General features: G+C 67.3%; 23 protein-coding genes. 20 read left to right on the forward strand and 3 right to left on the reverse strand.

Annotated elements, in window-relative coordinates; genetic code table 11:
* Window positions 1-71 precede the first annotated feature (71 nt).
* From GQ464_RS02945 to thiL, 4 genes are all read left to right on the forward strand, one after another.
* Entirely contained in the window at window positions 72-1586 is a 1515-nt protein-coding gene (locus tag GQ464_RS02945; RefSeq protein WP_166976445.1) for a cellulose synthase family protein, read from the forward strand.
* 158 nt (window positions 1587-1744) lie between these two features.
* Complete coding sequence (locus GQ464_RS02950) at window positions 1745-2389, forward strand: tetratricopeptide repeat protein (RefSeq protein WP_166976443.1); 645 nt, start codon at window positions 1745-1747, stop codon at window positions 2387-2389.
* Window positions 2390-2403: 14 nt separating this feature from the next.
* Window positions 2404-3612, forward strand: a complete 1209-nt coding sequence (locus GQ464_RS02955; RefSeq protein WP_228350546.1) for an anhydro-N-acetylmuramic acid kinase — start codon at window positions 2404-2406, stop codon at window positions 3610-3612.
* A 107-nt stretch (window positions 3613-3719) separates the two neighbouring features.
* Window positions 3720-4796, forward strand: coding sequence for a thiamine-phosphate kinase (gene thiL, locus GQ464_RS02960; protein ID WP_166976441.1), 1077 nt, complete (start codon window positions 3720-3722; stop codon window positions 4794-4796).
* A gap of 50 nt (window positions 4797-4846) precedes the next feature.
* On the opposite strand, the gene GQ464_RS02965 is transcribed toward thiL, so the two are convergent.
* Window positions 4847-5248: a hypothetical protein gene (locus tag GQ464_RS02965; protein WP_166976439.1), complete on the reverse strand. Its 402-nt coding sequence runs from the start codon at window positions 5246-5248 to the stop codon at window positions 4847-4849.
* Window positions 5249-5340: 92 nt separating this feature from the next.
* A complete protein-coding gene (locus GQ464_RS02970; RefSeq protein ID WP_166976437.1) occupies window positions 5341-6369 on the reverse strand; it encodes a DEAD/DEAH box helicase family protein in 1029 nt (342 codons plus the stop codon).
* Window positions 6370-6610: 241 nt separating this feature from the next.
* On the opposite strand from GQ464_RS02970, the gene GQ464_RS02975 reads away from it, so the two are divergent.
* The 6 genes from GQ464_RS02975 to GQ464_RS03000 all read left to right on the forward strand — a co-directional run bounded on the left by GQ464_RS02975 (window position 6611) and on the right by GQ464_RS03000 (window position 10276).
* Window positions 6611-7177, forward strand: coding sequence for an RNA polymerase sigma factor (locus GQ464_RS02975; RefSeq protein WP_166976435.1), 567 nt, complete (start codon window positions 6611-6613; stop codon window positions 7175-7177).
* Window positions 7174-7512, forward strand: coding sequence for a hypothetical protein (locus tag GQ464_RS02980; protein ID WP_166976433.1), 339 nt, complete (start codon window positions 7174-7176; stop codon window positions 7510-7512). Before GQ464_RS02975 ends, GQ464_RS02980 begins: the two co-directional genes overlap by 4 nt.
* 20 nt (window positions 7513-7532) lie before the next feature.
* Complete coding sequence (locus GQ464_RS02985) at window positions 7533-7997, forward strand: hypothetical protein (RefSeq protein ID WP_166976431.1); 465 nt, start codon at window positions 7533-7535, stop codon at window positions 7995-7997.
* Window positions 7998-8066: 69 nt separating this feature from the next.
* Window positions 8067-9227: a radical SAM family heme chaperone HemW gene (gene hemW / locus GQ464_RS02990; protein WP_166976429.1), complete on the forward strand. Its 1161-nt coding sequence runs from the start codon at window positions 8067-8069 to the stop codon at window positions 9225-9227.
* The gene (locus GQ464_RS02995) at window positions 9227-9715 is read left to right on the forward strand and encodes a DUF192 domain-containing protein (protein WP_166976427.1); all 489 of its coding nucleotides are present in this window, start codon (window positions 9227-9229) and stop codon (window positions 9713-9715) included. The genes hemW and GQ464_RS02995 overlap by 1 nt, the downstream gene beginning before the upstream one ends.
* A 39-nt stretch (window positions 9716-9754) precedes the next feature.
* Window positions 9755-10276 (forward strand): DUF192 domain-containing protein, encoded by a 522-nt coding sequence (locus tag GQ464_RS03000; protein WP_166976425.1) that lies wholly within the window; start codon window positions 9755-9757, stop codon window positions 10274-10276.
* 22 nt (window positions 10277-10298) lie between these two features.
* Here the strand turns inward: GQ464_RS03000 and lat are convergent, their stop codons facing one another.
* The gene (lat, locus tag GQ464_RS03005) at window positions 10299-11696 is read right to left on the reverse strand and encodes an L-lysine 6-transaminase (RefSeq protein ID WP_166976423.1); all 1398 of its coding nucleotides are present in this window, start codon (window positions 11694-11696) and stop codon (window positions 10299-10301) included.
* A 363-nt stretch (window positions 11697-12059) separates the two neighbouring features.
* Here lat and lipA point away from each other — a divergent pair, with 363 nt between their 5' ends.
* From lipA to GQ464_RS03055, 10 genes are all read left to right on the forward strand, one after another.
* Entirely contained in the window at window positions 12060-12938 is an 879-nt protein-coding gene (lipA, locus tag GQ464_RS03010; RefSeq protein WP_166976482.1) for a lipoyl synthase, read from the forward strand.
* Window positions 12939-13913: 975 nt separating this feature from the next.
* Window positions 13914-15755, forward strand: coding sequence for a cytochrome ubiquinol oxidase subunit I (locus GQ464_RS03015; protein ID WP_166976421.1), 1842 nt, complete (start codon window positions 13914-13916; stop codon window positions 15753-15755).
* Between the two features lie 8 nt (window positions 15756-15763).
* The gene (locus GQ464_RS03020; protein ID WP_166976419.1) at window positions 15764-16564 is read left to right on the forward strand and encodes a c-type cytochrome; all 801 of its coding nucleotides are present in this window, start codon (window positions 15764-15766) and stop codon (window positions 16562-16564) included.
* Between the two features lie 81 nt (window positions 16565-16645).
* On the forward strand, window positions 16646-17464 hold the full coding sequence (locus GQ464_RS03025) for a c-type cytochrome (RefSeq protein WP_166976417.1): 819 nt from the start codon (window positions 16646-16648) through the stop codon (window positions 17462-17464).
* Window positions 17465-17524: 60 nt separating this feature from the next.
* Window positions 17525-19102, forward strand: coding sequence for a c-type cytochrome (locus GQ464_RS03030; protein WP_166976415.1), 1578 nt, complete (start codon window positions 17525-17527; stop codon window positions 19100-19102).
* 257 nt (window positions 19103-19359) lie between these two features.
* Entirely contained in the window at window positions 19360-20520 is a 1161-nt protein-coding gene (locus GQ464_RS03035; RefSeq protein WP_166976412.1) for an RNA-guided endonuclease TnpB family protein, read from the forward strand.
* A 225-nt stretch (window positions 20521-20745) separates the two neighbouring features.
* A complete protein-coding gene (locus GQ464_RS03040) occupies window positions 20746-22029 on the forward strand; it encodes a radical SAM/SPASM domain-containing protein (protein ID WP_166976409.1) in 1284 nt (427 codons plus the stop codon).
* Window positions 22030-22053: 24 nt separating this feature from the next.
* Window positions 22054-22233, forward strand: coding sequence for a DUF362 domain-containing protein (locus GQ464_RS03045; RefSeq protein WP_166976406.1), 180 nt, complete (start codon window positions 22054-22056; stop codon window positions 22231-22233).
* Window positions 22230-22613, forward strand: coding sequence for a hypothetical protein (locus tag GQ464_RS03050; protein WP_166976403.1), 384 nt, complete (start codon window positions 22230-22232; stop codon window positions 22611-22613). Before GQ464_RS03045 ends, GQ464_RS03050 begins: the two co-directional genes overlap by 4 nt.
* Window positions 22614-22676: 63 nt before the next feature.
* Window positions 22677-24602 (forward strand): universal stress protein, encoded by a 1926-nt coding sequence (locus GQ464_RS03055; RefSeq protein ID WP_166976400.1) that lies wholly within the window; start codon window positions 22677-22679, stop codon window positions 24600-24602.

Consider the following 24602-nt stretch of genomic DNA (forward strand, 5'->3'; position numbering starts at 1 on the left):
CCTCCGTAACCTTTTGCTTCCGGAACCGACCCATGCCCCGGCCCTTTCCTTCCCCTTGAACCCGTAACCGTATGTCGCTGCTTGCCACCGTCCTGGCGGTGTTCTACGCGGCCGGCATGGCCGTGCTGCTCGTCTACGGGCTGAACCTGCTGTGGATGGCGCTGGTCCATGCCCGGCACGACGTGCTGCGCCCCGGCCCCGTACCCGACCCCGACGCCGTGCCCGAGCCCGACGACCACTGGCCGGTGGTGACGGTGCAGCTGCCGCTCTACAACGAAGCGTTCGTGGCCGAGCGGCTCATCGACGCCTGTGCCCGGCTCCGCTACCCCCGGCGCCGTCTCGAGATCCAGGTCCTCGACGACTCGACGGACCACACCACGGCCCTCGTCGCACGGCGGGTGCGTACCTGGCGGGCCCGCGGCCTCGACATCCTTCATATCCACCGCACGGACCGGGCCGGCTTCAAGGCCGGCGCCCTTCAGAACGGCCTCCGGCTGGCCCGGGGAGAGCTCGTAGCCGTCTTCGACGCCGATTTCATCCCGCCTCCCGACTTTCTCCTGCGCACCGTACCCGCCTTCGAGGACGAACGGGTGGGGCTCGTCCAGGCACGCTGGGGCCACCTCAACGACGACGCCTCCCTGCTGACCCGCATGCAGGCTTTCGGTCTGGACACCCACTTCGCCGTCGAACAGCACGTGCGGAGCCTGGCCGGCTGCTTCATCAACTTCAATGGCACGGCCGGCGTGTGGCGCGCCGCCTGCATCGAAGACGCCGGCGGCTGGCAGAGCGACACCCTCACCGAAGACCTGGACCTGAGCTACCGTGCCCAGCTCCGGGGCTGGCAGTGCCGCTACCTGCCCGACGTCGAGGTCCCCGCCGAGCTGCCGGTGGACATCAACGCCTTCCGCACGCAGCAATTCCGGTGGACCAAAGGAGCCGTTCAGACGGCGCGCAAGCTGCTCGGGCCGCTGTGGCGGTCCGACCTGCCGGCGGGCGTGAAGCTCGAAGGCACGCTCCACCTGACGGCCCACAGCGTCTTCCCGTTCGTCGCCCTCGTGGCCGTCCTGCATGCCCCGCTGCTCGGGCTCAGCGACCGGGGCTACGGGCCGGGCGCGACCTTCTTCGCCGTGATGGGCCTGGGCCTGCTCGGCTTTGCCGGCTTCTTCCTCGCCCAGCTCTTCGCCCAGCGTGCCCTTTATCCGGACTGGCCGCGCCGCCTGCTGCGCTTCCCGCTGTTCATGGCCGGCAGCATGGGGCTGGCCCTCAACAACAGCCGCGCGCTGATCCAGGCCCTGCGGGGCAAGACGTCCGTCTTCGTTCGCACCCCGAAGTACGCGGTGCGCCGGCACCGCCCTGCCCGGGCCTGGTGGCGCACGCCGTACGCCGAATCCCGCATCCCGCCCCTCGTCTGGCTCGAACTGCTGCTGGCACTCTACTGCCTGGCCGGGCTCGTCCTGCTGTTGCTGCAGGGCGCATGGGCCGCCGCGCCCTTCCAGGCCTTCTTCGCCCTCGGCTTCGGCCTCGTCGCCGGCTTCAACCTGCACCAGTTCTTCCTGAGCCGAACCGTCCCACCCGGCCCGGCATGAAATCCGCCCAAACGATGTCAAAAGCCTTGATTCGAAACCTGGACGAAGATTTGTCAGATCTGCCCCGGATTGTGTACCTTGCCGTCTCAAGGGGCAACCACCGAACAGGGCAGGATCCGAACGGGTGACCGCCTGCCTGTCACGCAACCTTCCCGACGATGTCGAAGATCCCGCACGGGACGCATCATGCGTCCGAAGGGTCGGGGCCGCTCCCCGACCTGCAGGACATCCTCACGCGCATGGACCAGGGCCGGCTGGACGAGGCCCTTGCCGCGCTGGATGTGCTCGTGGCACAGGCGCCGGGATACACGGTGGCGCACGTCGTCCGGGCGCGGGCCCTGGAGGCCGCCAGCCGGTGGGAGGAAGCGTTCCGGGCCTGGCAGACGGCACAGTTCTTCGCCCCGGCCAGCCCGACCGTCTCCGCCGGCCTCCGGCGCACCCTGTCTCACCTGGCAGCCGCCCCCGCCGGCCTGGAACAGCTCGTGACCGAAAGGTCCGGAGCACCGGCCGCCAGGGCTTCCGCCCCCCCCACCAGCCCGCCCGACTTCGAAGACCTCGACCGGCTCATCGCCGAGCTGGAAGCCGCCCGGATCGTGCCCGATCCGGACCTGGAGAACATGCCACCGCCGGAACTCGAAAACGAGATCGACGACGTGGTGTCGGAGACGCTGGCCCGTATCTATGCCGCCCAGAACCAGTTCGAGGAGGCGGCCCGGGTCTACGAGCAACTGGCCTCCCAGGAACCGGAGCGGGCCACCGAATACCTCCAGAAAGCCACGGAGATGCGCCGCAAGGCCCGGTAGCGCCGCGGGATCCTATGCCGCTCATGTTCCCCTCGCCCTGGCAACGCCTTGCGAAGCCGTCCCGGCTGGTGGCCGGGCTCATGAGCGGCACCTCGCTCGACGGCATCGATGCGGCGGTGGTGCGGCTGACGGGCAGCGGGCGCGCCCTGGTCATCGAACCCCGGGCCTTCGTCAGCGTGCCGTACCCGCCGGCGCTGCGCCAGGCCCTGCTGGCCAATTCGGCACCCGGCACCTCATCGGTGCGGGAGCTGGCCCTGCTCAACGTTCGCCTGGCCCATGCCTATGCCGGGGCCGTCCACCGTGCGGCCGCCGCCGCCGGGGTGAGCGTGGCCGACCTCGACCTCATCGGCTCACACGGGCAAACCGTCCACCATGTGCCCGAGGCAACGGACTGTGCCGGCGAGGCCGTCACCGCGACGCTCCAGATCGGCGACCCCTCCGTGCTGGCCAACCTGCTCGGCGTGCCCGTCGTGGGGGACTTCCGCCCGGCCGACATGGCCCTCGGCGGGCAGGGCGCCCCCCTCGTCCCCTACTTCGACTACGTCGCCTTCGCCCACGAGCGCGAAACCCGGGGCGTGCTCAACATCGGCGGCATCGCCAACCTGACCGTCCTGCCCCGGAACCCCCGGCTCGAAGACGTACGGGCCTTCGACACCGGTCCCGGCAACATGGTCCTCGACGCCCTCGCCCGGCGCCTGCTGGATCGCCCCTACGACGAGGGCGGCGCCCTGGCGGCCCGGGGCACCCCCCACGAAGCCCTGCTGGCCGAGCTGCTCGACCATCCCTACTTTGCCCGCACGCCTCCCAAATCGACAGGGCGCGAACTGTTCGGGGCGGACTTCGTCGAACGGCTGTGCGAGCGTGCCGAAGCCCTGGGCCTCGAGGCCGCCGACCTCATGGCCACCGCCGTCGCCCTCACGGCCCGGAGCATCGAGCAGGCCTACCTCCGGTTCGTCGCACCCCGCCACCGGCTTGACGTGCTCCTGGTTGGCGGTGGCGGCGTCCACAACACCTGCCTCATGCAACACCTCGAAACCCGCTTCGCGCCGGTGCCCGTCCGCTCCGTTGCCGCCGCCGGCATCGACCCCGACGCCAAAGAGGCCCTCTGCTTCGCCGTCCTCGCCCACGAAACGGTCAACGGCGTCCCGACGAACCTGCCGGCCGTCACCGGCGCCGCACGCCCGACCCTGCTCGGCAAGATCTGCCTCCCCGGAGCGCGGTGAAACCTTTCCCACACCCGCCGGGTCACGGACCGTCAACGGCTCCCCTGGCCACGAAGGCACAAAGACGTCCTGTTTTTCAAACCTCAATCGCAATCCTCATTCGAAACATGTCTGATTACACGCCCATCGAGGCCGTGGGAGAATTTGGCCTGATCGAGCGCATGCGGGCCGTGCTCGGCGCGCCGGTGGACGAGGACGTGCGCCTCGGGATCGACGACGACGCGGCCGTCTATCACGTCGGCGAGGGCCGGGTGCACGTGGTCACGACGGATGCCCTCATCGAAGGCGTCCATTTCGACCGCTCGTTCGTGCCGCTGCTCCACCTGGGGCTGAAATCCATCGCGGTGAACGTAAGCGACGTGGTGGCGATGAACGCACGTCCCCGCTTCGCCACGATCGCCCTGGGCCTGCCCGCCTCGATCTCGGTCGAACAGGTCGAGGCGTTCTACGAAGGCCTTCGCCAGGGCTGCGAAGCCTACGGGGTCACCCTCGTCGGGGGGGACACGACCACGGCCCGTTACCTGACGATCGCCGTCACAGTCATCGGCGAGGCCGACGAGCGGGACGTCGTCCTCCGGCGGGGCGCACGGCCGGGCGACCTGCTGTGCGTCACGGGCGACCTCGGCGCGGCCTATGCCGGGCTCAAGGTGCTGCTGGACCAGCGCCGTACCCTCCGCGAGACCGGCGGCGCCTACGAGCCGGACCTGGACCCCTACCGCTACGTCATCCGGCGCCAGCTGACGCCCACGGCCCGCCTGAAAACCATCGAGGACTGGGCCCGGCGGCGCGTGCGTCCCCATGCCCTCATCGACATATCGGACGGGCTGGCTTCCGAGGTACACCACCTCTGCCGGCAAAGCGGGTGCGGGGCCCTCGTCCGTGCCGCCGCCCTGCCCATCCACCCGGAGACCCGTGCCGTCGCCGACCAGTTCCTCGAAGACGTGGACACGTACGCCCTCTTCGGCGGCGAAGACTACGAGCTCGCCTTTGCCCTGCCCGAAGCCATGCTCGAACGGCTCGATCCCGAAAGCTACACCGTCGTCGGGATGTTCACCGAGGCCGGGGAGGGGATCCGCATCCAGACCCCCGAAGGAGCCGTCATCCCGCTCGACGCCCGGGGCTACCAGCACTTCCGGGGCGAACCCTTCGAGGAAAACGGCACCGGCTTCGACGACGCCGGCTGACTGCCCAGGCTCACCGGCATCGACAAGCACCCAACCGTGCATCGCCCTGTTCACGGCAGCCGTGCCAGCACGTCGTCCAGTACATTGACCGCAATCCGCTGCAACACCGGGTCGCCCGTGTAAGCGTTCCAGTAAAGGGCTCTCAGGCGCTGGACGCGCTGCCGGAGCACCGGGTGCTTGCTCCGGTCTCCCGCCTCCGCAGCCGCCCGGCGGGATCGCTCCAGCAGATCATCCGGAAGCGCGTCCCGGAAGAGCTCGTCTGTGGCTCCGGTATGCAGCACCTGATTGTAGGCAATGTGTTCGTCCTTGTGCAGCAGAACACACGGAAGCACCTCCCGGTAGAGCCGTTCCAGCTCGCCTGTGAAGTCAACGTCGGCAAAGTGCTGGCCTTCGCCAATACACAGTATGAGGTAGCCGCATCCCCCGGTCGTGCTCGGGACAGCACTTGCCATGCGCCGATCACGTCCTACCGGTTAAACCCGGCAGCACCCCCTGCCGGATCGTTAACCTACCCGGGCACCGGTCTTCCGTTCCGGACGCAACGTCAGCCTTGCTTGCCGTTCCGGCGCCGGCCGGGCCCGCCGGCGGGGACCGGGGTCGAGGCAGTCGCCGGGGCGCCGTCGCCCGCGTTCCCGTATCGTGCCTGCATGCGCTGCAGCAGGTCGTCGATCTGGGCGGAGGTGAGGCGTTCGAGCTCGGTGGCGCCGCAGTAGTGCCGGGCCGCGATGAGCAGATCCGCCCGCGACAGCCCGAACGCCGCGGCGCGCTCGAGCAGCACCTCCAGCGTGGGACCGGCCGGCACCTCGGGCTCCGGCACCTCGATCACCTCCGGCACCGGATCGGCGTCTTCCGGCTGCGGTCCTTCCCCCAGCCGGGCGAGAAAGTCGGCAAACGTCGGGTTGCGCACCTCCAGCCCGATGGGAAAGGCCGGGCTGTTCGACTTGACGACCCGGGCCACCCGCACCTGCTCGAAGCCTTCGAGGCGAACGTCGAGCTCGACCATCACGTCCACGAAGTATTCGAGCCCGCTGGCGGTCATGGGCAGGACGCGACCCAGTTCGTTTTCCTCCCGCTCCTCCTTGCCGCGGGCAGGGATCTGGTCCGTGATCACGACACAGGCCCCGCTGTCGATGCACAGGCGGCGCAGCACCTCCTGCAGGATCATCTGATCCGCCGCCAGCGCCTCCGCCGGCGGCTGGGCCAGCGGATCGCCCGTGCGCCGGCGGACGGCCTGCAAAGTCTCCCGGTGCTTCCGCGCAAAGTACATGGCCCACGAGTCGAGGGCGTAACAACCGTAGCCCTGCGCCCGTCCTTCCCCTTCGAGGGCCCAGTCGATGAACGCGGGCAGCTCGTCCGGGTGCTCGACTTCGATTGCGTCGAACTTCGTGCCGTCGCTGCCGGGCAGCAGGCGGGCCTTGCGCTCGGTGTCGAAGAAACAGAGACGGCCCAGCCCGGCATCGGCCAGCGTGGCGGCGAAGACACTCTTGCCCGTCCCGGCCGCACCGCGCACGGCCATCACCAGGCGGCGCTTGCGGGGACGGCGGCTCAGCGGGTTGATGCGTTGGGTTGCCATGATACGCTCCTGCAAATGATGAAAAAACGCTCGTTACGGGGCCCCTCACGGGAGACGCCACGTGACCGAACTTAAGCCCCCTCTGTGACACACTTGCGTCACAGCTTCAAAGCGAACAAACACAGGCACACGCAAAAAAATTTTGCTCCGGGACTAACTTTTCCCTCCTGTGGGGTCTCTATACAGGTTGAGTGCGTCCTGAAGCGCCGGCCGTCCGGGGCCGGCATGACGAACGGCAGACATGAGCAAGGCCGGCGGCCCTCTCTCCGACGAGATCCTGGTCGTGGCCGCCATCCTCGGCGACCTCGACGCCTTCAACGAACTGGTGCTGCGCTACCGTGCCGCCGTGGTTCGCCTGGCCGAGAGCATCGTCGGTGCCGGTGACGCCGAAGACGTGGCCCAGGACGCGCTCCTGCTGGCTTTCCGGGCCCTGCCCTCCATCGAAGAACCCGAACGCTTTGCGGCCTGGCTGATGGCGATCACCCGAAACCATGCCCTCCGGTTCGACCGCACGAAGCGCCGCCGGGAGCACCGGCGCGTCGACCTGGACGCCGTGCTGCTCGAGCACGTGGCAGCGCTGGCAACACCGCCGGACCGCACGGGCGAGACGAACGAGGTGGTCATGTGCGCCCTCTGCCACCTCCCGGAAGCCTATGCCTTGCCCCTGCGCCTGCACTTTCTCGACGGCATGCCGCTCCGGCGTATCGCCGCCTTCCTCGACGTGCCGCTCTCGACGGTCAAATGGCGCCTCTACCGGGGCAAGCGCCTGATGCGAGACGTCATCCACCAACTGGAACCCCCGGCATGACGGAAGAACGCGAACTGAAACGCCTGGCCCGGCTCCTGCGCACCCTGGTGTGGGATGCGGGCTTCGCGGTGGTGCACCGCACGCCCCCGGACACCCTCCCCTTCCTCCGGCGGCAGTACGCCGGCATCGCCCACCGCCTGCGGGAACTCGACCCCGCCTTCGCCCGGCTGCCCGGCCTCCCCGAAGACGCCTCCCCCGGCGCCGTCCGCATGGCGGCCCGGTCGGTCCTGGCCTGCATCGAGGTGCACCTGCGTCACCGGCAACGCACGCGCCGGTCCCTGCCGACAACCGGGTGCCTCCTCGTCAGGCTCCTCGGCGCTCCCTACGCAACCTGAACCTTCAGAAACGAAACGTCATGGAACGAGAGCAAGAGATCGCCAAGCTGGTCAACGTCCTTCGCCGCGCCGCCCGGACGGCCATGCAGGCCCACTGGACCGGCGGCGACGCCGATGCCGCCGCCTTCTGCGTCCGGCAATACAACCGGGTGCTGGAACGCCTGGCCACCCTCGACCCCGGCGTGCGGGCCGTCTTCGAGCCCCTGCCCGAAGACAGCTCGCTGACGGTGGCCGCCATGGCGTGCCGCCAGCTGGCCGCCTACTACGAGGACGAGGTGGACGAACCCTCCGCCTGGGGACGCGTCTACGGCGCCGCCTTCGACGCCGACGCCTTCAAAACCTTCTGGCAGCGCTGCGCCGGCGACATCGAAGACCTGGGCGAATACATCCGCGAAAGCATCGAAAGCTGGGCGCGCGAGCGCAAGCGCTCGCACCACCGGGCTCACACCCGCCGGGACGACACCCCGGAAGAACCCCCGGCCTGATTCCCTCGAAACAACCGCCCGCATCGGGGATTTATACGGAACCTTCGCCCTGTCCCACCCGCGTTCCGTATGGCCGGCATCTACCTGCACATTCCCTTTTGCACCCAGCGCTGTTCCTATTGCGACTTCTATTTCGTCACCACGCAGAAGTCGCACACGTCGTTCGTCGAGGCGTTGCGGATGGAACTGGAGCACTATGCCCTCGAATACGGGCGGCGTGAACCCATCGAAACCATCTACTTCGGCGGCGGCACCCCGTCGCTGCTCCATCTCGACGAGCTGGCCCGTATCCTCGACACCATCCATACCCACTACGACACCGCCTCCGTCTCGGAGGTGACCGTCGAGATCAACCCCGAAGACGTCGACCTCGACTACCTGCGCGGCCTCCGCGACCTCGGCGTCGACCGGCTCAGCATCGGCATCCAGTCCTTCTTCGACGCCGACCTGGCCTTCATGAACCGTTGCCACGACGCCGCACGGGCCGAAGCGGTCATTCCCCTCGCCCGCCGGGCCGGCTTCGACAACTTCTCCGTGGACCTCATCTTCGGCCTGCCGGACCAGCCGCCCGAGTACTGGGCCGCCAACCTGGAAAAGGTCGTCCGCTACGAGGTACCCCACCTCTCGACCTACCTGCTCACGGTCGAAGAACGCACCCCGCTCTTCAAGCAGGTGGAACGCGGGCTGGTGAAGCTGCCCGAAGACGAAGACGTGGCCGACCTTTACCGGTTCACCATCCGTTACCTGCAGGAGCACGGATACGAACACTACGAGATCTCGAGCTTTGCCCGGCCCGGACGGCGGGCCCGTCACAACCAGCTTTACTGGACGCACCAGAACTACCTCGGCTTCGGCCCCTCGGCCCACTCGTTCTGGTGGAAGGGCCTGCCCGCCACGCGATGGGCCAACGTCCGCAACCTCCGCCGGTACGAGGCCCTCGTGCGGCAGCGATACGCCCCCATCGACTTCAGGGAGCAACTCGACCTCGACACCCTGGCCAACGAATACATCATGCTCCGCCTCCGCACGGCCGACGGCCTCGACCTCGACCACCTGGAGGCCCGCTACGGCGTCGAGTTGCTCGTCGAAAAGGTGGACGAGCTGGCCTGGCTGGAACGGCAGGGCTACATTGCCCCCATCCGCAACAGCCGCGTGCGCCTGACCGAACTGGGCAAGACGCTCTGCGACACCGTCACCGAGTACCTGATGATCGATCCGATCAAGACTTGATGCCTCGACTGCGTCCCCCCTGCCGCTGTATCCTCCTCGTCCTGTGCCTCCTGCCCGGCCTCGCGGCCTGTCGCGACGAACCGCCGCCCCCGCGCGAGATCCCCTTCCGCGTCGACGGCTCCCTCGATTTCCTGCGGCCGGACAGCACCCTCATCACCCGCATCGCCATCGAAATCGCCGCGACCGACTCGGCCCGGGCCCGCGGCCTGATGGAACGCCGCTCCCTCCCGCAACGCGGCGGCATGCTCTTCGTCTACGACCACGACAGCACCCGCACCTTCTGGATGCGCAACACCCCCCTCCCGCTCGACATCCTCTTCATCGGCGCCGACGGCCGCATCGTCAACATCGCCAGGCGTACCCGGCCGTACTCCGACGACCTGATCCGCTCCCGGGGCCCCGCCCGCCACGTGCTCGAAGTGCGGGCCGGCTTCACCGACCTCCTCGGCATCGACACCACCACGTTCGTCCGCTGGCGCCGGCGATGACCCCCACCGCACGCTCCCGCCAACCGAAACCGATCCGCGATGAACAAGCCGACACCCGAACCCCGAAACCCGGCCCGGTTGCTGCTCTGTTCCCTGGCCTTCCTGCTCTTCGGCCTGGCCGCCTGCGGCGACGGCTCCGGCTCGTCCCCCGCCCCGGCCACCCCCGACATCCCCTTCCGCAAGGACGGCACGCTCACCTTCCTCCGCGACGGGGAGCCCGTCGTCACCATCGACATCGAGATTGCCGACACCGACTCGGCACGCACGCGCGGGCTGATGCAACGCACCGGCCTGCCCGAACGCAGCGGCATGCTGTTCATCTTCCCGCAGGCCGAGCCGCAGAGCTTCTGGATGGCCAACACCCCGCTCTCGCTCGACATCCTCTTCGTCGGGCCCGACTCGCAGATCGTGAGCATCAGCAAGTACACCACCCCCCTTTCCCCCGAGAACATCACCTCTGAGGGGCTGCCGGCCCGGTTCGTGATCGAGGTGGAAGCGGGTTTCGTGGACACCTACGGCATCGTCGAGACCGACCGGGTGCGCTGGGAAGACCTGCGTTGAGGCACCCAGGCCGGCCCGCGGCTTACCCGTCCGTCAGCGCGTCGTGCAGCCCGGTATGGCCGGTATGGGGGCGGTAGGCCTTCTCGACGGCCCGGATCGCCCGGCCCAGCAGCTCGACGCCCTGATCGATCTCTGCCTCCGTGATCGTCAGCGGGGGCCGGAACCGGATGGACTGCGTGCCGCAGCCGAGGATGATCACCCCCTGCTCGTAGCAGTGCTGCAAGACGCGGTTGCGAAACTCGGGCGTGGGCAGGTCGAAGGCACACATGAGCCCGCGTCCCCGGACGTTGGTGACCACCGGGCTCGCCCCGGCCAGCTCGTGCAGCCGGGCCAGCAGGTGCGCCCCGGCCGTCGCCGCGTGCCCGACCAGGTCGTCCTCCTCGATCACTTCCAGAATCCGGTCGAAGCGCACCATGTCGACCAGGTTGCCGCCCCAGGTGGAGTTGATGCGGCTGCCGACGTGGAAGACGTTGTCCTCCACCTCATCGATGCGCGGGCCGGCCAGGATGCCACAGACCTGCGTCTTCTTGCCGAAGGAGATCAGGTCCGGCTCCACGCCGAGGCCCTGGTAGGCCCAGAAGCTGCCGGTGATCCCGATGCCCGTCTGCACCTCGTCGAAGATGAGCAGGGCGTCGTTCTCGAGGGCCAGGTCCTTGAGGGCCTGCAGAAACACGGGGCGGAAGTGGTTGTCCCCGCCTTCTCCCTGGATCGGCTCGATGATGATGCAGGCGATCTCGTCCCGGCGCGTGTAGAAGTAGTGCTTGGCCTGGCGCAGGGCCAGTTGCTCCCGCTTCTCGATCTCCTCCAGATGCGCTTCCACGGGGAAGGTCACCTTCGGGTTCAGGACGCGCGGCCAGTCGAAGCGGGGAAAGTACATCGTCTTGCGCGGGTCGGCGGTGTTCGTCAGCGAAAGCGTATAGCCGCTGCGCCCGTGGAAGGCCTGGTCGAAGTGCAGCACCTGATGGCCGACCTCCCGCCGGTAGCCCTTCTCGAAGTTTTTGCGCACCTTCCAGTCGAAGGCCGCCTTGAGGGCGTTCTCCACGGCCAGCGCCCCGCCTTCGATGAAGAAGGCGTACTTGAAGGGTGCCGGCATGGCGACGCGGTAGAACGTCTTGAGGAACCGGGCCATGTGGACGGTGCGGACGTCCGAGTTGGTGATCTTGTTGAGGGCGGCTTCGGTGAGCCGTTCCATGAAGGCCGCGTCCGAGGCCAGCTTCGGGTGGTTCATGCCCAGGGCGCTGGAGGCGTAGAAGCCGAAGAAGTCGAGCAGCCGGCGTCCCGAGAGCTGGTCGTAGAGTTCGACGCCGCGGCTGCGCTTCATGTCGAGCACCAGCGGCATCATGCCCCGGGCGTTCAGATGGGCCATGAAGATGTCCTGCACTTCCTGCGGCGTGATAGCGTTGACCGAAACCGCTTCCATGAGTCGATTTTCCAGAACGTTTCAGGGTTGTCGAGACGAAAACGGCGCCGGGCACAGCGTCCGGGCACCGGGCACACAGGATACCAAACCGGGCGGGACGAAGATACGAATTTCGTCCGAAACTTCACGGCGGGGCGTTCCGGCACGCGGGATCATTCCCGGCGGTCGGGGGTTGCCTTCAGGGCCTGTGCCGGCGCCGGTCCCGCCCGGCCCGCACGGCCGCCTTCCCGTCCTTTCAAAGCCGAAATCCCTGCCGTCATGGCCGAAAACCGCCCTCCGCAGCGCCCGTTCAAGCCGGGAGAGATCCCGCTCAGGAAAGTTCGGAAAGAGCCGTTTGCCCCCTCGGGCGACGGGGATGCCGGCCTGCTGGAGTTGCCCGTGATCGAGCCGCCGGCGGTGCAGAACGCGCGGGGCAAACGCCCGGACTGGCTCCGCGTGAAGCTTCCCTACGGCGAGACGTACCGGAAGCTGGTCGACATCATCGAGACGCACAACCTGCACACGGTCTGCCAGAGCGCCCGCTGCCCGAACATGGGCGAGTGCTGGACGGCCGGCACGGCGACGTTCATGATCCTGGGCAACGTGTGCACGCGCTCGTGCGGCTTCTGCGCCGTTATGACGGGCCGTCCCGACCCCGGGCTCGACTGGGACGAGCCGCGCCGCGTGGCCGAGGCCGTCCGCCTCATGGGCATCCAACACGCGGTCATCACGTCGGTCAACCGCGACGAGCGCGAGGACGGCGGCGCCCCCATCTTCGCCGAGACGATCCGCCTGCTCCACGAACTCGGCGTCACCGTGGAGGTGCTCACGCCCGACTTCCGGGGCAACCGGGAAGCCTGCCGGATGGTCTTCGACGCCCGGCCGGACGTCTTCAACCACAACGTCGAGACGGTGCCGCGCCTCTACCGCCGCGTACGCCCCCAGGCCAACTACCAGCGCTCGCTCGACGTGCTGCGCTGGGCCAAGGAGGCCGGCCTCAAAACCAAGAGCGGCATCATGGTCGGCCTCGGTGAAACCGACGACGAGGTGCTCGCCCTGATGGACGACTTCGTCGAGATCGGCCTCGACGTGATGACCATCGGCCAGTACCTCCAGCCCACGAAGATGCACCTGCCCGTCGAGGCCTTCATTCACCCGGACAAGTTCCGCTGGTACAAGGAGGTGGGCGAGGCGAAGGGCATCGGCCACGTCGAGAGCGGCCCGCTCGTGCGCAGCTCCTACCACGCCGAGCGGCACGTGTAGCGCCGTCGGCCCGGTACCCCCGCCCCGGAACACTTGCCCCCGTGTGCGAAGGAGAACCTGCTTCGCCTCGAAGGGCCCGAAAGGGCACGCGGCTTCGCGCTGGTGGGCACGGTGACGCCGCAGGCGTGGACCGGTATCCCTGTTGACACGCCCCCTGAAAGCAGGGGGATTCCTGCTTCATCGACCGTAGCCCCACTGACCAGAGTCAGCGGCGGTTGGCGATATATAGCGCTGGTCCATGCTATTGAAGGCGTCGTTGTGCAGCGCGATGTAGCCGCACCCTTCACGGGTGCGCCCCCTGGCCCACCTGGAGACCCGTACTTCAGGCGCACCTCCTGGCGTCGGTATGCCCGGGTCAAAGCCTGCGGCTACCGGACTACCCCGGGAGCCCCTCAACGATTATGACCCCTGCCCGGTGGGCGGGGAGTCCCGGTGAGGAACGCATGCACCTCTTCCGCCGGCCCGACCCCGATGGCTACCGGCACCACCCGACGCACCGGCGTGACGATAGGCCCGGAGATCGACGTCCTTGCCTGCCGTACTGGCCCGATGCCGGCGCGGGCTGCTGATTCCCCCGTCTCCGCTGCCGGGTATCGACGAGGCCGGCGCGGGCAGCGAAAGGTCACCGGCGAGGCTCGAAAGGTGCCGCGTCCCGGCCCGGCGTCCCGGCTCGCCTGCAAAAACTCGGTGAAAATCCCCTTGAGTTCTAGAATTTCTTGCGTTACTTTCCTAGCCGTGTGAAAAAAGCAGGTACGCGAAGTCCTCCCGGGCGTGCCCTCTCCCCTCGGCCGCAACCCTTCCGTCCAGGCTTTATGTCGGACATTCGCTTCCCGCAAGCCCGGCCTCTCTGTGTCCGATGTGGTGTTGATCTGTGCCGTTCTGCCATGAGCCTGAAACGCGGCCCCTGAACCGGTTGGTCCTTTTCCCGGCTATCGACGGGACCCCTCTTGTTGCATCAACCCACGGGACACGGACATGAAGCACCGCAAAGCGCTTTCGAAACCCTTTCTCGCCGTATCCTTTCTGCTGCTGTGCGTGTTCGTGTTCGTGTGGGACGGAGCCCAGGCCGCCGGCTCGTCCATGCCCCTGCTGCAGGACGCCGGCGGTTACCGCCCCTTCCCCATCGAGGGCATCAGCAGCCGGGTGGCCATGTGGGTGGTGGCCGAGCTGCACCTGATGTTCGCCGCCTTCGTGCTGGCCGTGCCGCTGTTCGCCCTGATCATCGAATTCATCGGCTACAAGACGGGCGACCGGCGCTACGACGAGCTGGCCTACGAGTTCACGAAGCTCCTGTCGGTTTCTTTCTCCTTCACCGCCACCCTGGGAGCGCTGCTCACCTTCGGGCTGATCGTCCTCTACCCGAAGCTGACCGAATACCTGATGTCGATCTTCAGCTGGACGTTCTTCCCGTACGTCCTGCTGTTTTTCCTGGAGGCCATCTTCCTCTACAGCTACTACTACGGCTGGGGAAAGATGAACCCGAAGGTGCACCTGCTCCTGGGGGTGCTGCTCAACCTGACGGGCACGGCCATCATGTTCATCGCCGACGCGTGGCTGACGTTCATGAACACGCCGGCCGGCATCGACGAGGCGGGCAACCTGGTCAGCCTCTGGGGCGCCATCAACAACTACACCTGGATGCCGATCAACATCCACCGGCTGATCGCGAACGTGGCCTTCGGCGGGTCGATCGCGGCGGCCTATGGCGCCTACAAGTTCCTCGGTGCCCGGACCGAGGCTGAGAAAGCCCACTACGACTGGATGGGGTACGTGGGCAACTTCATCGCCATCAGCGCGCTGTTGCCGCTGCCGTTTGCCGGGTACTGGCTCGGCCGCGAGATCTACGCCTTCTCGCAGACGCTGGGCATCACGCTCATGGGCGGCACCTTCTCCTGGTTGTTCATCATCCAGGCGGTGCTCATCGGCAACCTGTTCCTGGCCGCCAACTACTACCTGTGGCTGGGGATGGAACGCATCCCGGGCTCGGAGCGCTACCGGAAGTTCATCAAGTACCTGCTGGCCTCCATCACCGCCTGCTTCATCGTATGGGCCACCCCGCACTCGCTCGTGGCCACCGTCGAGGAGGCGCGGCAGATGGGGGGAGCCCACCACCCGGTCCTCGGTGTGCTCGGGGTGATGTCCGCCAAGAACACCGCCGTCAACATCCTGATCCTGACCACCTTCATCAGCTTCCTGCTCTACCGGCGCAGCAACAAGGAGGCCACCGTCTCCTGGGCGAAGGCCGGCAAGACGGCCCAGTTCGCCATCTTCGCCGTCGTCGTGGGTATCGTCGTCTTCCTGGGGGTCTACGGCTACTTCGTCGAGGCGACGGTGCGCATCGGGCTGTCCGTGCCACAGGTGCTCTCGGTGCTCTTCGCCATGGTCTCGGTCACGATCATCGACATCTTCCTGTTCAGGGATGCGAAGATCACCGGGCCGATCCAGTGGGGCAAGATGCCCAACCGGGCCCAGTACGCCCTTTTCTTCATCGCCATCACCTTCGCCTGGACGATGGGGTTGATGGGATACGTCCGCGCCGGCATGCGGCAACACTGGCACGTCTACGGCGTCCTGGAAGATACCTCGCCCGACGCCTTCACCCCGACGCTCGGCTTCGCCTCCAACGTCATCTCGGTGACGGTGCTGATTTTCTTCACCTTCATCGCCATCGTCTTCTGGATCACCGGGCTTTCGGGGCGCAAGGCATGGGTCGCCCGGCCGGACGTGCCTCCGGAAGACGAAACCGCCCAGGCGCTGCCCGGTGATGGGGACGCCCAACCTGCGAAACAACCGGCCTGGGAGGGGGCTGCGTCGTGAAAACCGCGTTGAAGATTTTCGCTTTCACCATCCTCGTCTCGGCCTTCTACAGCTACGTCGGCCAGTGGGTGCCCCAGAAGGAGACGTACCCGCCGGAGACCGTTGAGCTCAGTGCCGACATGACGACCGAAGAGCTGGTGGCCGCCGGCCAGGAGATCGTAGCCGGCAAAGGTACCTGCCTGGGCTGCCACACGATCGGGCAGGAAGGCGGCGCGCTGCGCTTCCCGGACCTGGGCAACATCGGCGCCGTCGCCGGCACCCGGCGCGAAGGCTATTCGGACGTCGAGTACCTGGCCGAGTCGCTCTATGAGCCGAACGTCTTCATCGTCGAGGGTTTCAACCCGGGCATGCCTGCCGTGCACCGCCCGCCCATCGGCCTGACGGACCAGGAGATCCTGGCGGTCATCGCCTACCTGCAGTCGCTCGGCGGCACGCCCACGGTGACGCTGGCGACGGAGCTGCGCTGGCAGGGCCAGGCCCCGGCCACCCCGGCCGCCCCGGCAACACCGTCCCCGGGCGGCGCGGAGGCGATGGACGGCCCGGCCCTGGTGCAGGCCTACCTGTGTAACACCTGCCACAGCTTCGACGCCCCCACCCCCGGCGCGGGCCCGAGCCTCTACGACGTGGGCCGCCGCCTCTCGAAGGCCGAGATCTACGAAGCCATCATGGAGCCGGATGCCGTCGTGGCCGAAGGGTACGCCCCCGGCGTCATGGGCGCCACCCTCAACGCCACGGGCTTCTACGACAGGATCACCAGCGCCCAGCTGAAAACCCTGGTCGACTACCTGGCCTCGCTGCAAGGCGGGTGACCCCGGCGCGCGCGGGAGCGTGCCCCCTGCCGCCGGCTCCGCGCCCAAGCGTTCAACCTCCGACCTCACCCCCACGCCGCCATGAACCTCCTCGTCTTCGCCGCCGTCCTCGCCGCGATGCTGGCCGTGCGGTTCTTCTTGAAGAACCTGCACATCCTGGTGTGGCTCGCGCTGTGGTGGGTGGCGCTGTTCGTCGTCTTCAAGTACGGGATCGAACCGCCGCTGCCGGCCTCCATCGTCAACATGTTCATGGCCATCGTCACGCTGGCGTTGCTGGCCTATCTCTCGGCCACCACCTCCTACTTGCGGCAGGCCACCGAGGCGGTCGTACGGTTCATGGTGGACCGGCGGTTCACGGTGCCGCTCGTCGTGGTCCTCCTCACCGTGCCGGCGCTGGTCGCCTGGCAGGTCTACGCCGAGCGTACGGCCCGCCCCACCCCTCCCGTCTCGGGCCGGACGATCCACCCGCCCCCGCCCAACACCATCTCGTTCAAGGGCAAAACCATCGACCTGGTCAACGGCGAGAACCCCTACCGGGCACTCGAGACCTCGGACCCCGAAGCCTTTGCCGCCCACGTGGAGAACGGGCGCCGCATCTACTACGAGAACTGCGTCTTCTGCCACGGCGACAACATGGAGGGCGACGGCCTCTTCGCCCACGGCTACGACCCCCTGCCGGCCAACTTCAACGACCCGACCACCATTGCCATGCTCCAGGAGACCTACCTCTTCTGGCGCATCGCCAAGGGCGGACCGGGCCTCCCCTCGGAATCCACCCCCTGGGCCTCGGCCATGCCGGCCTGGGAAAACTTCCTCACCGAGGAGGAGATCTGGGACGTGATCCTGTTCCTGTACGACTACACCGGCTTCCGCCCCCGCGCCCGGGAGGAGATTCACTGAGACGAGAGGAGGGGGAACCACGGGGTGCGAAAAAAACGACACGCATCGAACGGAGGGACCATGCGACACGACGCCAGCCCACAGCGTTGCTGCGGCCGCCCACCGGCGTGTAGACGCCGGGCCGCGTTGCTCCTGGCGGCCCTGGTGGTGCTGCCCACCGGCCTGCTCGCGCAGGAACCCGACCTGGGCACGGAAGCCCAGCGGGCAGCCGGGCGCCAGGTCTACCTGGAGAAATGCGCGCAGTGCCACGGAGAAAACGGAGACGGGCAGAGCTACGCCACCCCCTTCCTGCGTCCCGCCCCGCGCGACTTCACCGCCGGCATCTTCAAGTTCCGCACCACCCCCAGCGGCGAACTCCCCACGACGGACGACCTCCGGCGCAGCATCCGCGAAGGCATGCCCTACACCAGCATGCCGGCCTGGCGCGGCGTCCTCTCCAGCACCGAGATCACCAACCTGGCCTACTTCATCAAAACCTTCAACGACGACTTCACCGGCCCCTACGGCGTCCCCACCGTCGTCGAGATCCCCCGCGACCCCGGCTTCGACGAAGACAACCTCGAACGTGGACGGCAGGTCTACGAGGAAAACCAGTGCGCCGACTGCCACGGCAACCAGGGACGCGGCAACGGCCCCTCGGCACCCACCCTGGAAGACCAGTGGGGCTTTCACATCCGCCCCGCCGACCTGACCAAACGCTGGACCTTCCGCAACGGACAGACCCGCCGGGACATCTACCGCACCTTCACCACCGGCCTCGACGGCTCCCCCATGCCGTCGTACGACATGCCCGAAGAAGACCGCTGGGCCCTCGTCGACTACGTATGGTCGCTCTCCCGGAGCGAGCCGAACTACGCCACGGCAGCTTATTCCCACGCCGTCGAAGGCCCGCTCGACCTGAGCCGGGGCCCCGCCCTTTTCGAGGAAGCCGAGCCGGCCTACTTCCCCGTCGTCGGCCAGGTCATCGAGCCGGGACGCTCCTTCTACCCCGGCGTCAACGGCATCGAGCTGCGGGCCGTGCACAACGCCGACGAGATCGCCTTCCTGGTCACCTGGCATGACCTCCGGGCCGACACCCGGGGACGCAACGGCCCCGACCTCCCGGCGCCGATGAACGAACCCGCCCGGCCCGACACCGCCACCACCTTCTCGGACGCCGTCGCCCTCCAGTTCCCCGCCACGCTCCCCACCGGCGTCGAGCGCCCCTATTTCCTCTTCGGCGACCGGAAGAACGCCGTCGACCTGTGGTTCGTCGACCTCGCCGAGGGAACGGGACGCCGGTATATCGGGCGCGGCTACCGGGACCTCCAGCCCGCCTCCGACGGCCCCCCGATCGAGGTCCGCACCGCCTACGACGACGGGGCCTGGCAGGTCCTCTTCAAACGCGCCCGCCTCGCCGGGGAGGGCCTCTCCTTCCCCGAAGACACGTTCGTCCCCATCGCCTTCTCCGTATGGGACGGGTTCAACCAGGAACGCGGCAACAAGCGCGGCATCACCTCCTGGTATGCCGTCTACATCGCCCCGCTGGAACAACCCGCCGCGCTCGGCCCCGCCCTCGGCTACGGCCTCGCCACCCTGCTGCTGGGACTGGCCCTCGTCGGCTACACCCGCCGGAAATACCGGACGGCGACGGCGTGAGACCGAAGGCGCTTGATGAATGGTGAACGGAGAATGATGAACAGGACATGACCGACCATGAACGGCAAGCACAAACTTTATAGGAAAGGGGAAGGTACGGAGGGGGCTGTAAAACCCCTGACTTCAGTCGGCGGGATAAGGCGATGGTACATCGCCCTTGGACCCCCTCCGTTTCCTGTGAGGGCGTTCTCCACCGTCTGTAGACGGCGGCACGACTGAACAGGAACCTTACGCACATAATAGGGGTGCGTGTAACTATGCCCGAGGTGATACGAACATATCGTTACCGAGCCTACCCGAACGCTGAGCAGAGGGAGAACCTTGCTCGCACGTTCGGGTGTGCCCGATGGGTGTACAACTGGGGTCTGGAGCGCAGAACCAACGCCTACTACGGCGAAGGCAAGAGTCTCACCTACAACAGTCTCGCCGTGGAACTTACGCAGGTCAAGAAGCGAGAGGAGACAAAGTGGCTCCAAGAAGTCTCCAGCGTCGTACTCCAGCAATCACTTCGCAACCTCGAACGCGCCTTCACGAACTTCTTCGAGCAGCGAGCAGGCTATCCCAGGTTCAAACGTAAGAGTGCCAACCAAAGCGCGACCTACGCCAACAGCGCCTTCCGTTTCGACCCCGAAACGATGACGCTTACGCTGGCGAAGCAGAAAACGCCGCTCAAAATCCGATGGAGCCAAAAGCCGGAGGGAGAGGTTGTCAAGGTAACCGTGACGCTCGACTCTTCTGGGCGCTACCACGTCTGCCTGCACTGCCGGTGCTGTGTGGAACCAATGCCCAAAACTGGTAAACGCATCGGCGTGGATCTCGGTCTGAACGACGTAGTGGTGACCTCTGACGGTTTCCGCAGCGGTAACCCGAAGCATCTCCGCAAAGCGTATTACCGCCTGCGTCGGGCACAGAAAGCCCTCAGCCGTAAGCAAAAGGGTAGCAACAACTACGGCAAGGCAAGGCGGCGTCTGGCAAAGATCCACGCCCGCATTGCCGATCAGCGAAACGACTTCATCCACAAGCTCACGACTGATCTCGTCAAGAACCACGACGTGATCGCGGTCGAGAGTCTTGCGGTGAAGAACATGATGAATAACCATTGCCTTGCTCGCTCCATATCGGAGGCGAGTTGGGGCGAGATCGTACGCGGGCTCGAATACAAGTGCGCGTGGTACGGGCGTACGCTCATCAAGGTGGATCGCTGGTTTCCCTCCTCCAAACGATGTAGCGATTGCGGCCACATCAAGGAAACGATACCTCTCAACGTGCACCGCTGGACCTGCGAAGCGTGTGGAGTTGAACATGACCGCGACGTAAACGCGGCGAAGAACATTCTGGCGGTCGGAGCGACCGTTGCAGCCTGTGGAGATCTGAGTAAGACCTCGGTAGCTATTGAGCTACAAGGCATCGGTCTGTGAAGCAGGAATCTCCCGTCTTTAGACGGGGGAGGCTCAAGAACTCGAAGAGCTGACCACCTCCGAGAAAGTAGACCACGCGATACAGGAGAGAGATGATCTCCATCTTCGTCACCAGCATCAAGACCGCCACGGCCAACGCCCGCGCGCGACCCCAACCCTCGCGATGATCCCATTCGCCCCCACACCCCTTTCCTCACTCACCACGCACCACTCAACCATCTCCCCATGCCCCCCGCTTTCACCCCATCACTCATTTCGTGGAACCTGACGCGGCGGTGCAACCTGCGCTGCCCGCACTGCTACCTCTCGGCGGGTGAGGCGGAAGCGGACGAACTTTCGACGGACGAATGCCTGGCCCTGCTCGACGAGCTGGCGGCGCTCGGCACCGAGATGCTCATCCTCACCGGCGGCGAGCCCCTGCTCCGCCGCGACATCTACGAGATCGCCCGGAAGGCCTCGGCCCTGGGAATGTGGGTGGTCATGGGCACGAACGGCGTCCTCGTCAACGACCATGTGGCGCGCAAGATGGTCGACTGCGGCGTCCGGGGCGTGGGCATCAGCCTGGACGCGCTCGACCCGGAAAAGCACGACCGCTTCCGGGGCGGGCCGGATGCCTGGAAGCACAGCGTCCGCGCCCTTGAGATCTGCCGCCGGCACGGGCTCGAAGTGCTCGTGCAGACGACCGTCATGGAGATGAACTACGACGAGATCCCGGCCCTGCTCGACTTCGCCCGGGAGAAGGGAGCCTGGTCGTTCAACGTCTACTTCCTCGTACAGACCGGGCGCGGGCAGGCCCTGAACGACCTCTCGCCCGAGCGCACCGAGGCCCTCCTCACCCGCCTGGTCGAGCTCCAGGACCGCTACCGCCCCATGCTGGTGCGTGCCAAGTGCGCCCCCCAGTTCAAACAGATCGCCTACGCGATGGGGCGCGGCGGGCTGGAGAGCGGCGGCTGCATGGCCGGCACCGCCTACTGCCGCATCACCCCCGGCGGCGACGTGACCCCCTGCCCCTACATGACCGTGGTCGCCGGCAACCTGCGGGAACGCTCCTTCACCGAGATCTGGCAGACCTCGCCCGTCTTTGCCGACCTGCGGGACCGCAGCCGCCTCCAGGGGCGGTGCGGGGCCTGTGAGTTCAACGCGCTCTGCGGCGGCTGCCGCTGCCGGGCCTACGCCGCCACGGGCGACTACCTGGCCGAGGACCCCGCCTGCACCTACCGGCCGACGGGCCGCCCCCTCGCCGAGCCGCCCCTCGACTGGTCCGACAACGCCCGCGCCCGCCTCGAACGCATCCCCATCGCCTTCATCCGGGACAAGGTGCGCCGGGGCGTCGAAGCCTTCGCCCGGCGTCACGGGCTGCCCCGTATCACCCACGACGTGATGACCCGCGCCCTCCAGGGCGCCGACCGCCCCGAAGCCTTCGCCGGCCTGAAGGCACCGGCCTTCAGGCCGCGCCAACCGGCCGAGACGGCCGGTACGGGCCGCCCGGAACCGGGTGCCCGGCCCTGACCCGGAACAGATCCGCACCGAGCGATGCCCTACACCATCACCGACGCCTGCACCGCCTGCGGCCTGTGCCTCGAGGCCTGCCCCATCGACGCCATCGAGCCGGGCACGCCGGTCTTTGTGATCGACCGCGAGCTGTGTTGCGACTTCGAAGAGTGCGTCGCCGTATGCCCCGAAGACGCCATCATCCCCGTGCCGGACGCATGAACGGCCCGGTCGCCCATAACGCCCCGACCCCTCCGGAATGGAACGAGCTCGACTTCGTGCCCTGGGACGCGTTTCGCCGCATGGCCCCCGCCGTCGTGGGCCTGGAGCTTCGCCGCCTGGAAGGGCTGCTGGCCGCCCCACCCGACGACCTCGACACCTACAACGCCCTGGTGCGGGCGCGCTTCGAACTGAAGCGGTTCGTCGACCGCCTGGCCGAAGCGAGCAGGGAAACCGCCGCCGCCACGTGCGGGCCGCACCTGCAGGCGGCCCTCCTCGCCCTCTCGCTCGCTCCCGTCCTCGATCCCGAAACCCGCCAGACCCTGCACTACATCGCCGACCGCCTCACCTACGTGCACGACCGCCTCCGGCTGGTTTACTGACCCCGGTGCCGCCTGCAGCCGTGCCCCGAACACCCGCACGCAATCCGCAATCCGAAATCCGCCATGTACGAAACGATCTTCGTCCCCGTCGACAACTCGGAACACGCGCTGACCGGTATCGATCTGGCCGTGGAACTGGGCAAGCGGTTCGGCGCGGAACTCGTCGGCAGCCACGCCTATGCGGCCCGGATGCACGACTACCGCTTCAAGCAGATGGAGTTCACGCTGCCCGAGGAATACCTCGTCGAGGCCGAGATGGAAAAGCAGCGGAAGGTGCACGACACGCTCATCACCATGGGCCTGGAACTCATCTCCGACTCGTACCTGGTGGTGATGGAGGAGCGATGCCGTGCGGCGGGCGTCCCCTTCACCCCGAAGATGTACGACGGCAAGAACTGGCGCGTGATCGTCCGCGACATCGAGGAGAGCGGGTACGACCTGGTCGTCATCGGGGCGCTGGGGCTGGGCGCGGTCAAGGACAGCCTCATCGGGAGCGTGTGCGAGCGCGTCTGCCGGCGCGTCAAGACCGACGTACTCGTCGTGAAGAACACCGCCCCGGTGGAGACCCAGCTCTTCGGGCGCGGCGGCGACGGCACCGTCGATCACGTCGACGGCGGCGGCATCGTCGTCGGCATCGACGGCAGCCCCGAGTCGTTCGCCGGCCTGCGGACGGCCCTGGCCCTGGGCAAGGCGCTCGACAAACCCGTCGAAGCCGTCTCCGTCTACGACCCCTACCTGCACTACGCGATGTTCAACAGCATCGTGAACGTGCTCACCGAACGGGCCTCGAAGGTATTCAAGTTCAAGGAACAGGAGCAGCTCCACGAGGAGGTCATCGACACCGGCCTGGCCAAGATCTACCAGTCGCACCTGGAGGTGGCCCGCCGCATCGCCGCCGACGAAGGCTACGACCTGAAGATCACGCTCCTCGACGGCAAGGCGTTCGAGAAGCTCCTCCAGTACGTGCGGCGCGAGCGCCCCTGGCTGCTCGTGCTCGGCCGCATCGGCGTGCACAGCGAGGCCGACATGGACATCGGCTCGAACACGGAGAACCTGTTGCGGCTGGCCCCGTGCAACGTGCTCCTCTCGAGCCGCCGCTATACGCCCCCCCTCGACACCGTGGCCGAAGAAACGATGCGCTGGACCGAGCCGGCCCTGCAACTGCTCCGCCGCGCTCCCGACTTCGCCCGCGGCATCGCCCGCACGACGATCCACCGCTGGGCCATGGAGCGCGGCCACTCGGTCATCACGCAGTCCATCGTCGAGCAGGCCATGGCGACGATCCTGCCCCGCTCGGCCATGATCAAGATGGGCATCATCGCCGAGGCGGTGGCGATCGAACAGATCGAAGCCGCCCCCGAGGACGTGGTGACGTACGTCTGCCCCACCTGCGGCTATGCGGCCCGGGGCTTCGCGCCGGCCGTGTGCGCCGTCTGCGGCGGCCCCGGAGACGCCTTCGAGAAGATCGACAAGGAGGCCATCGCCCGCCTGGCCCCCCTCGAAGGCCCCATCGAGGAAGAGGACACGTTCGACCACGTCCGGCTCAAGTGGACCGCCGATGCCCGCAACCGCCTCCGCGAGGTGCCCGACGGCTACCAGCAGCGGCGGGCCAAGGCCCAGATCGAGAAGAGCGCCCGCGTCCGGCGCCTGCCCGTGATCACCCTCGACCTGGTCGAAGACGTCCTCGGCGGTGCCCTCCGCGACACGCAGGACCTGCAGGCCCGCGGCACGCTCGGGCAGGCGGCCGTCGACGCCCCGCCCCCCGGCCAGGAAATCATCCGCGACGGCGCCTTCTCGTGGACGGCCGAGGCCGTGGCCCGCCTCAACCGCGTCCCGGAGGGCTTCATGCGCAAGGGCACCAAAAAACGCATGGAAGACGCCGCCCGCCGCCACGGCACCGACCTGATCACGCTCGAGATCGCCGAAGAGGGCATCCGCGACGCCCTTCAGGTGATGGAGGAGATGATCAAGAAAAAAGCAGAAAAATAG

It is taken from the genome of Rhodocaloribacter litoris (genome assembly GCF_011682235.2).
Lineage (GTDB): Bacteria > Bacteroidota > Rhodothermia > Rhodothermales > ISCAR-4553 > Rhodocaloribacter > Rhodocaloribacter litoris.

Coding starts and splice junctions, on each gene's coding strand:
- GQ464_RS02945 (WP_166976445.1), top strand. CDS start 72: ATGTCGCTGCTTGCCACCGTCCTGGCGGTGTTCTACGCGGCCGGCATG.
- GQ464_RS02950 (WP_166976443.1), top strand. CDS start 1,745: ATGTCGAAGATCCCGCACGGGACGCATCATGCGTCCGAAGGGTCGGGG.
- GQ464_RS02955 (WP_228350546.1), top strand. CDS start 2,404: ATGCCGCTCATGTTCCCCTCGCCCTGGCAACGCCTTGCGAAGCCGTCC.
- thiL (WP_166976441.1), top strand. CDS start 3,720: ATGTCTGATTACACGCCCATCGAGGCCGTGGGAGAATTTGGCCTGATC.
- GQ464_RS02965 (WP_166976439.1), bottom strand. CDS start 5,248: ATGGCAAGTGCTGTCCCGAGCACGACCGGGGGATGCGGCTACCTCATA.
- GQ464_RS02970 (WP_166976437.1), bottom strand. CDS start 6,369: ATGGCAACCCAACGCATCAACCCGCTGAGCCGCCGTCCCCGCAAGCGC.
- GQ464_RS02975 (WP_166976435.1), top strand. CDS start 6,611: ATGAGCAAGGCCGGCGGCCCTCTCTCCGACGAGATCCTGGTCGTGGCC.
- GQ464_RS02980 (WP_166976433.1), top strand. CDS start 7,174: ATGACGGAAGAACGCGAACTGAAACGCCTGGCCCGGCTCCTGCGCACC.
- GQ464_RS02985 (WP_166976431.1), top strand. CDS start 7,533: ATGGAACGAGAGCAAGAGATCGCCAAGCTGGTCAACGTCCTTCGCCGC.
- hemW (WP_166976429.1), top strand. CDS start 8,067: ATGGCCGGCATCTACCTGCACATTCCCTTTTGCACCCAGCGCTGTTCC.
- GQ464_RS02995 (WP_166976427.1), top strand. CDS start 9,227: ATGCCTCGACTGCGTCCCCCCTGCCGCTGTATCCTCCTCGTCCTGTGC.
- GQ464_RS03000 (WP_166976425.1), top strand. CDS start 9,755: ATGAACAAGCCGACACCCGAACCCCGAAACCCGGCCCGGTTGCTGCTC.
- lat (WP_166976423.1), bottom strand. CDS start 11,696: ATGGAAGCGGTTTCGGTCAACGCTATCACGCCGCAGGAAGTGCAGGAC.
- GQ464_RS03015 (WP_166976421.1), top strand. CDS start 13,914: ATGAAGCACCGCAAAGCGCTTTCGAAACCCTTTCTCGCCGTATCCTTT.
- GQ464_RS03025 (WP_166976417.1), top strand. CDS start 16,646: ATGAACCTCCTCGTCTTCGCCGCCGTCCTCGCCGCGATGCTGGCCGTG.
- GQ464_RS03030 (WP_166976415.1), top strand. CDS start 17,525: ATGCGACACGACGCCAGCCCACAGCGTTGCTGCGGCCGCCCACCGGCG.
- GQ464_RS03035 (WP_166976412.1), top strand. CDS start 19,360: ATGCCCGAGGTGATACGAACATATCGTTACCGAGCCTACCCGAACGCT.
- GQ464_RS03040 (WP_166976409.1), top strand. CDS start 20,746: ATGCCCCCCGCTTTCACCCCATCACTCATTTCGTGGAACCTGACGCGG.
- GQ464_RS03045 (WP_166976406.1), top strand. CDS start 22,054: ATGCCCTACACCATCACCGACGCCTGCACCGCCTGCGGCCTGTGCCTC.
- GQ464_RS03050 (WP_166976403.1), top strand. CDS start 22,230: ATGAACGGCCCGGTCGCCCATAACGCCCCGACCCCTCCGGAATGGAAC.
- GQ464_RS03055 (WP_166976400.1), top strand. CDS start 22,677: ATGTACGAAACGATCTTCGTCCCCGTCGACAACTCGGAACACGCGCTG.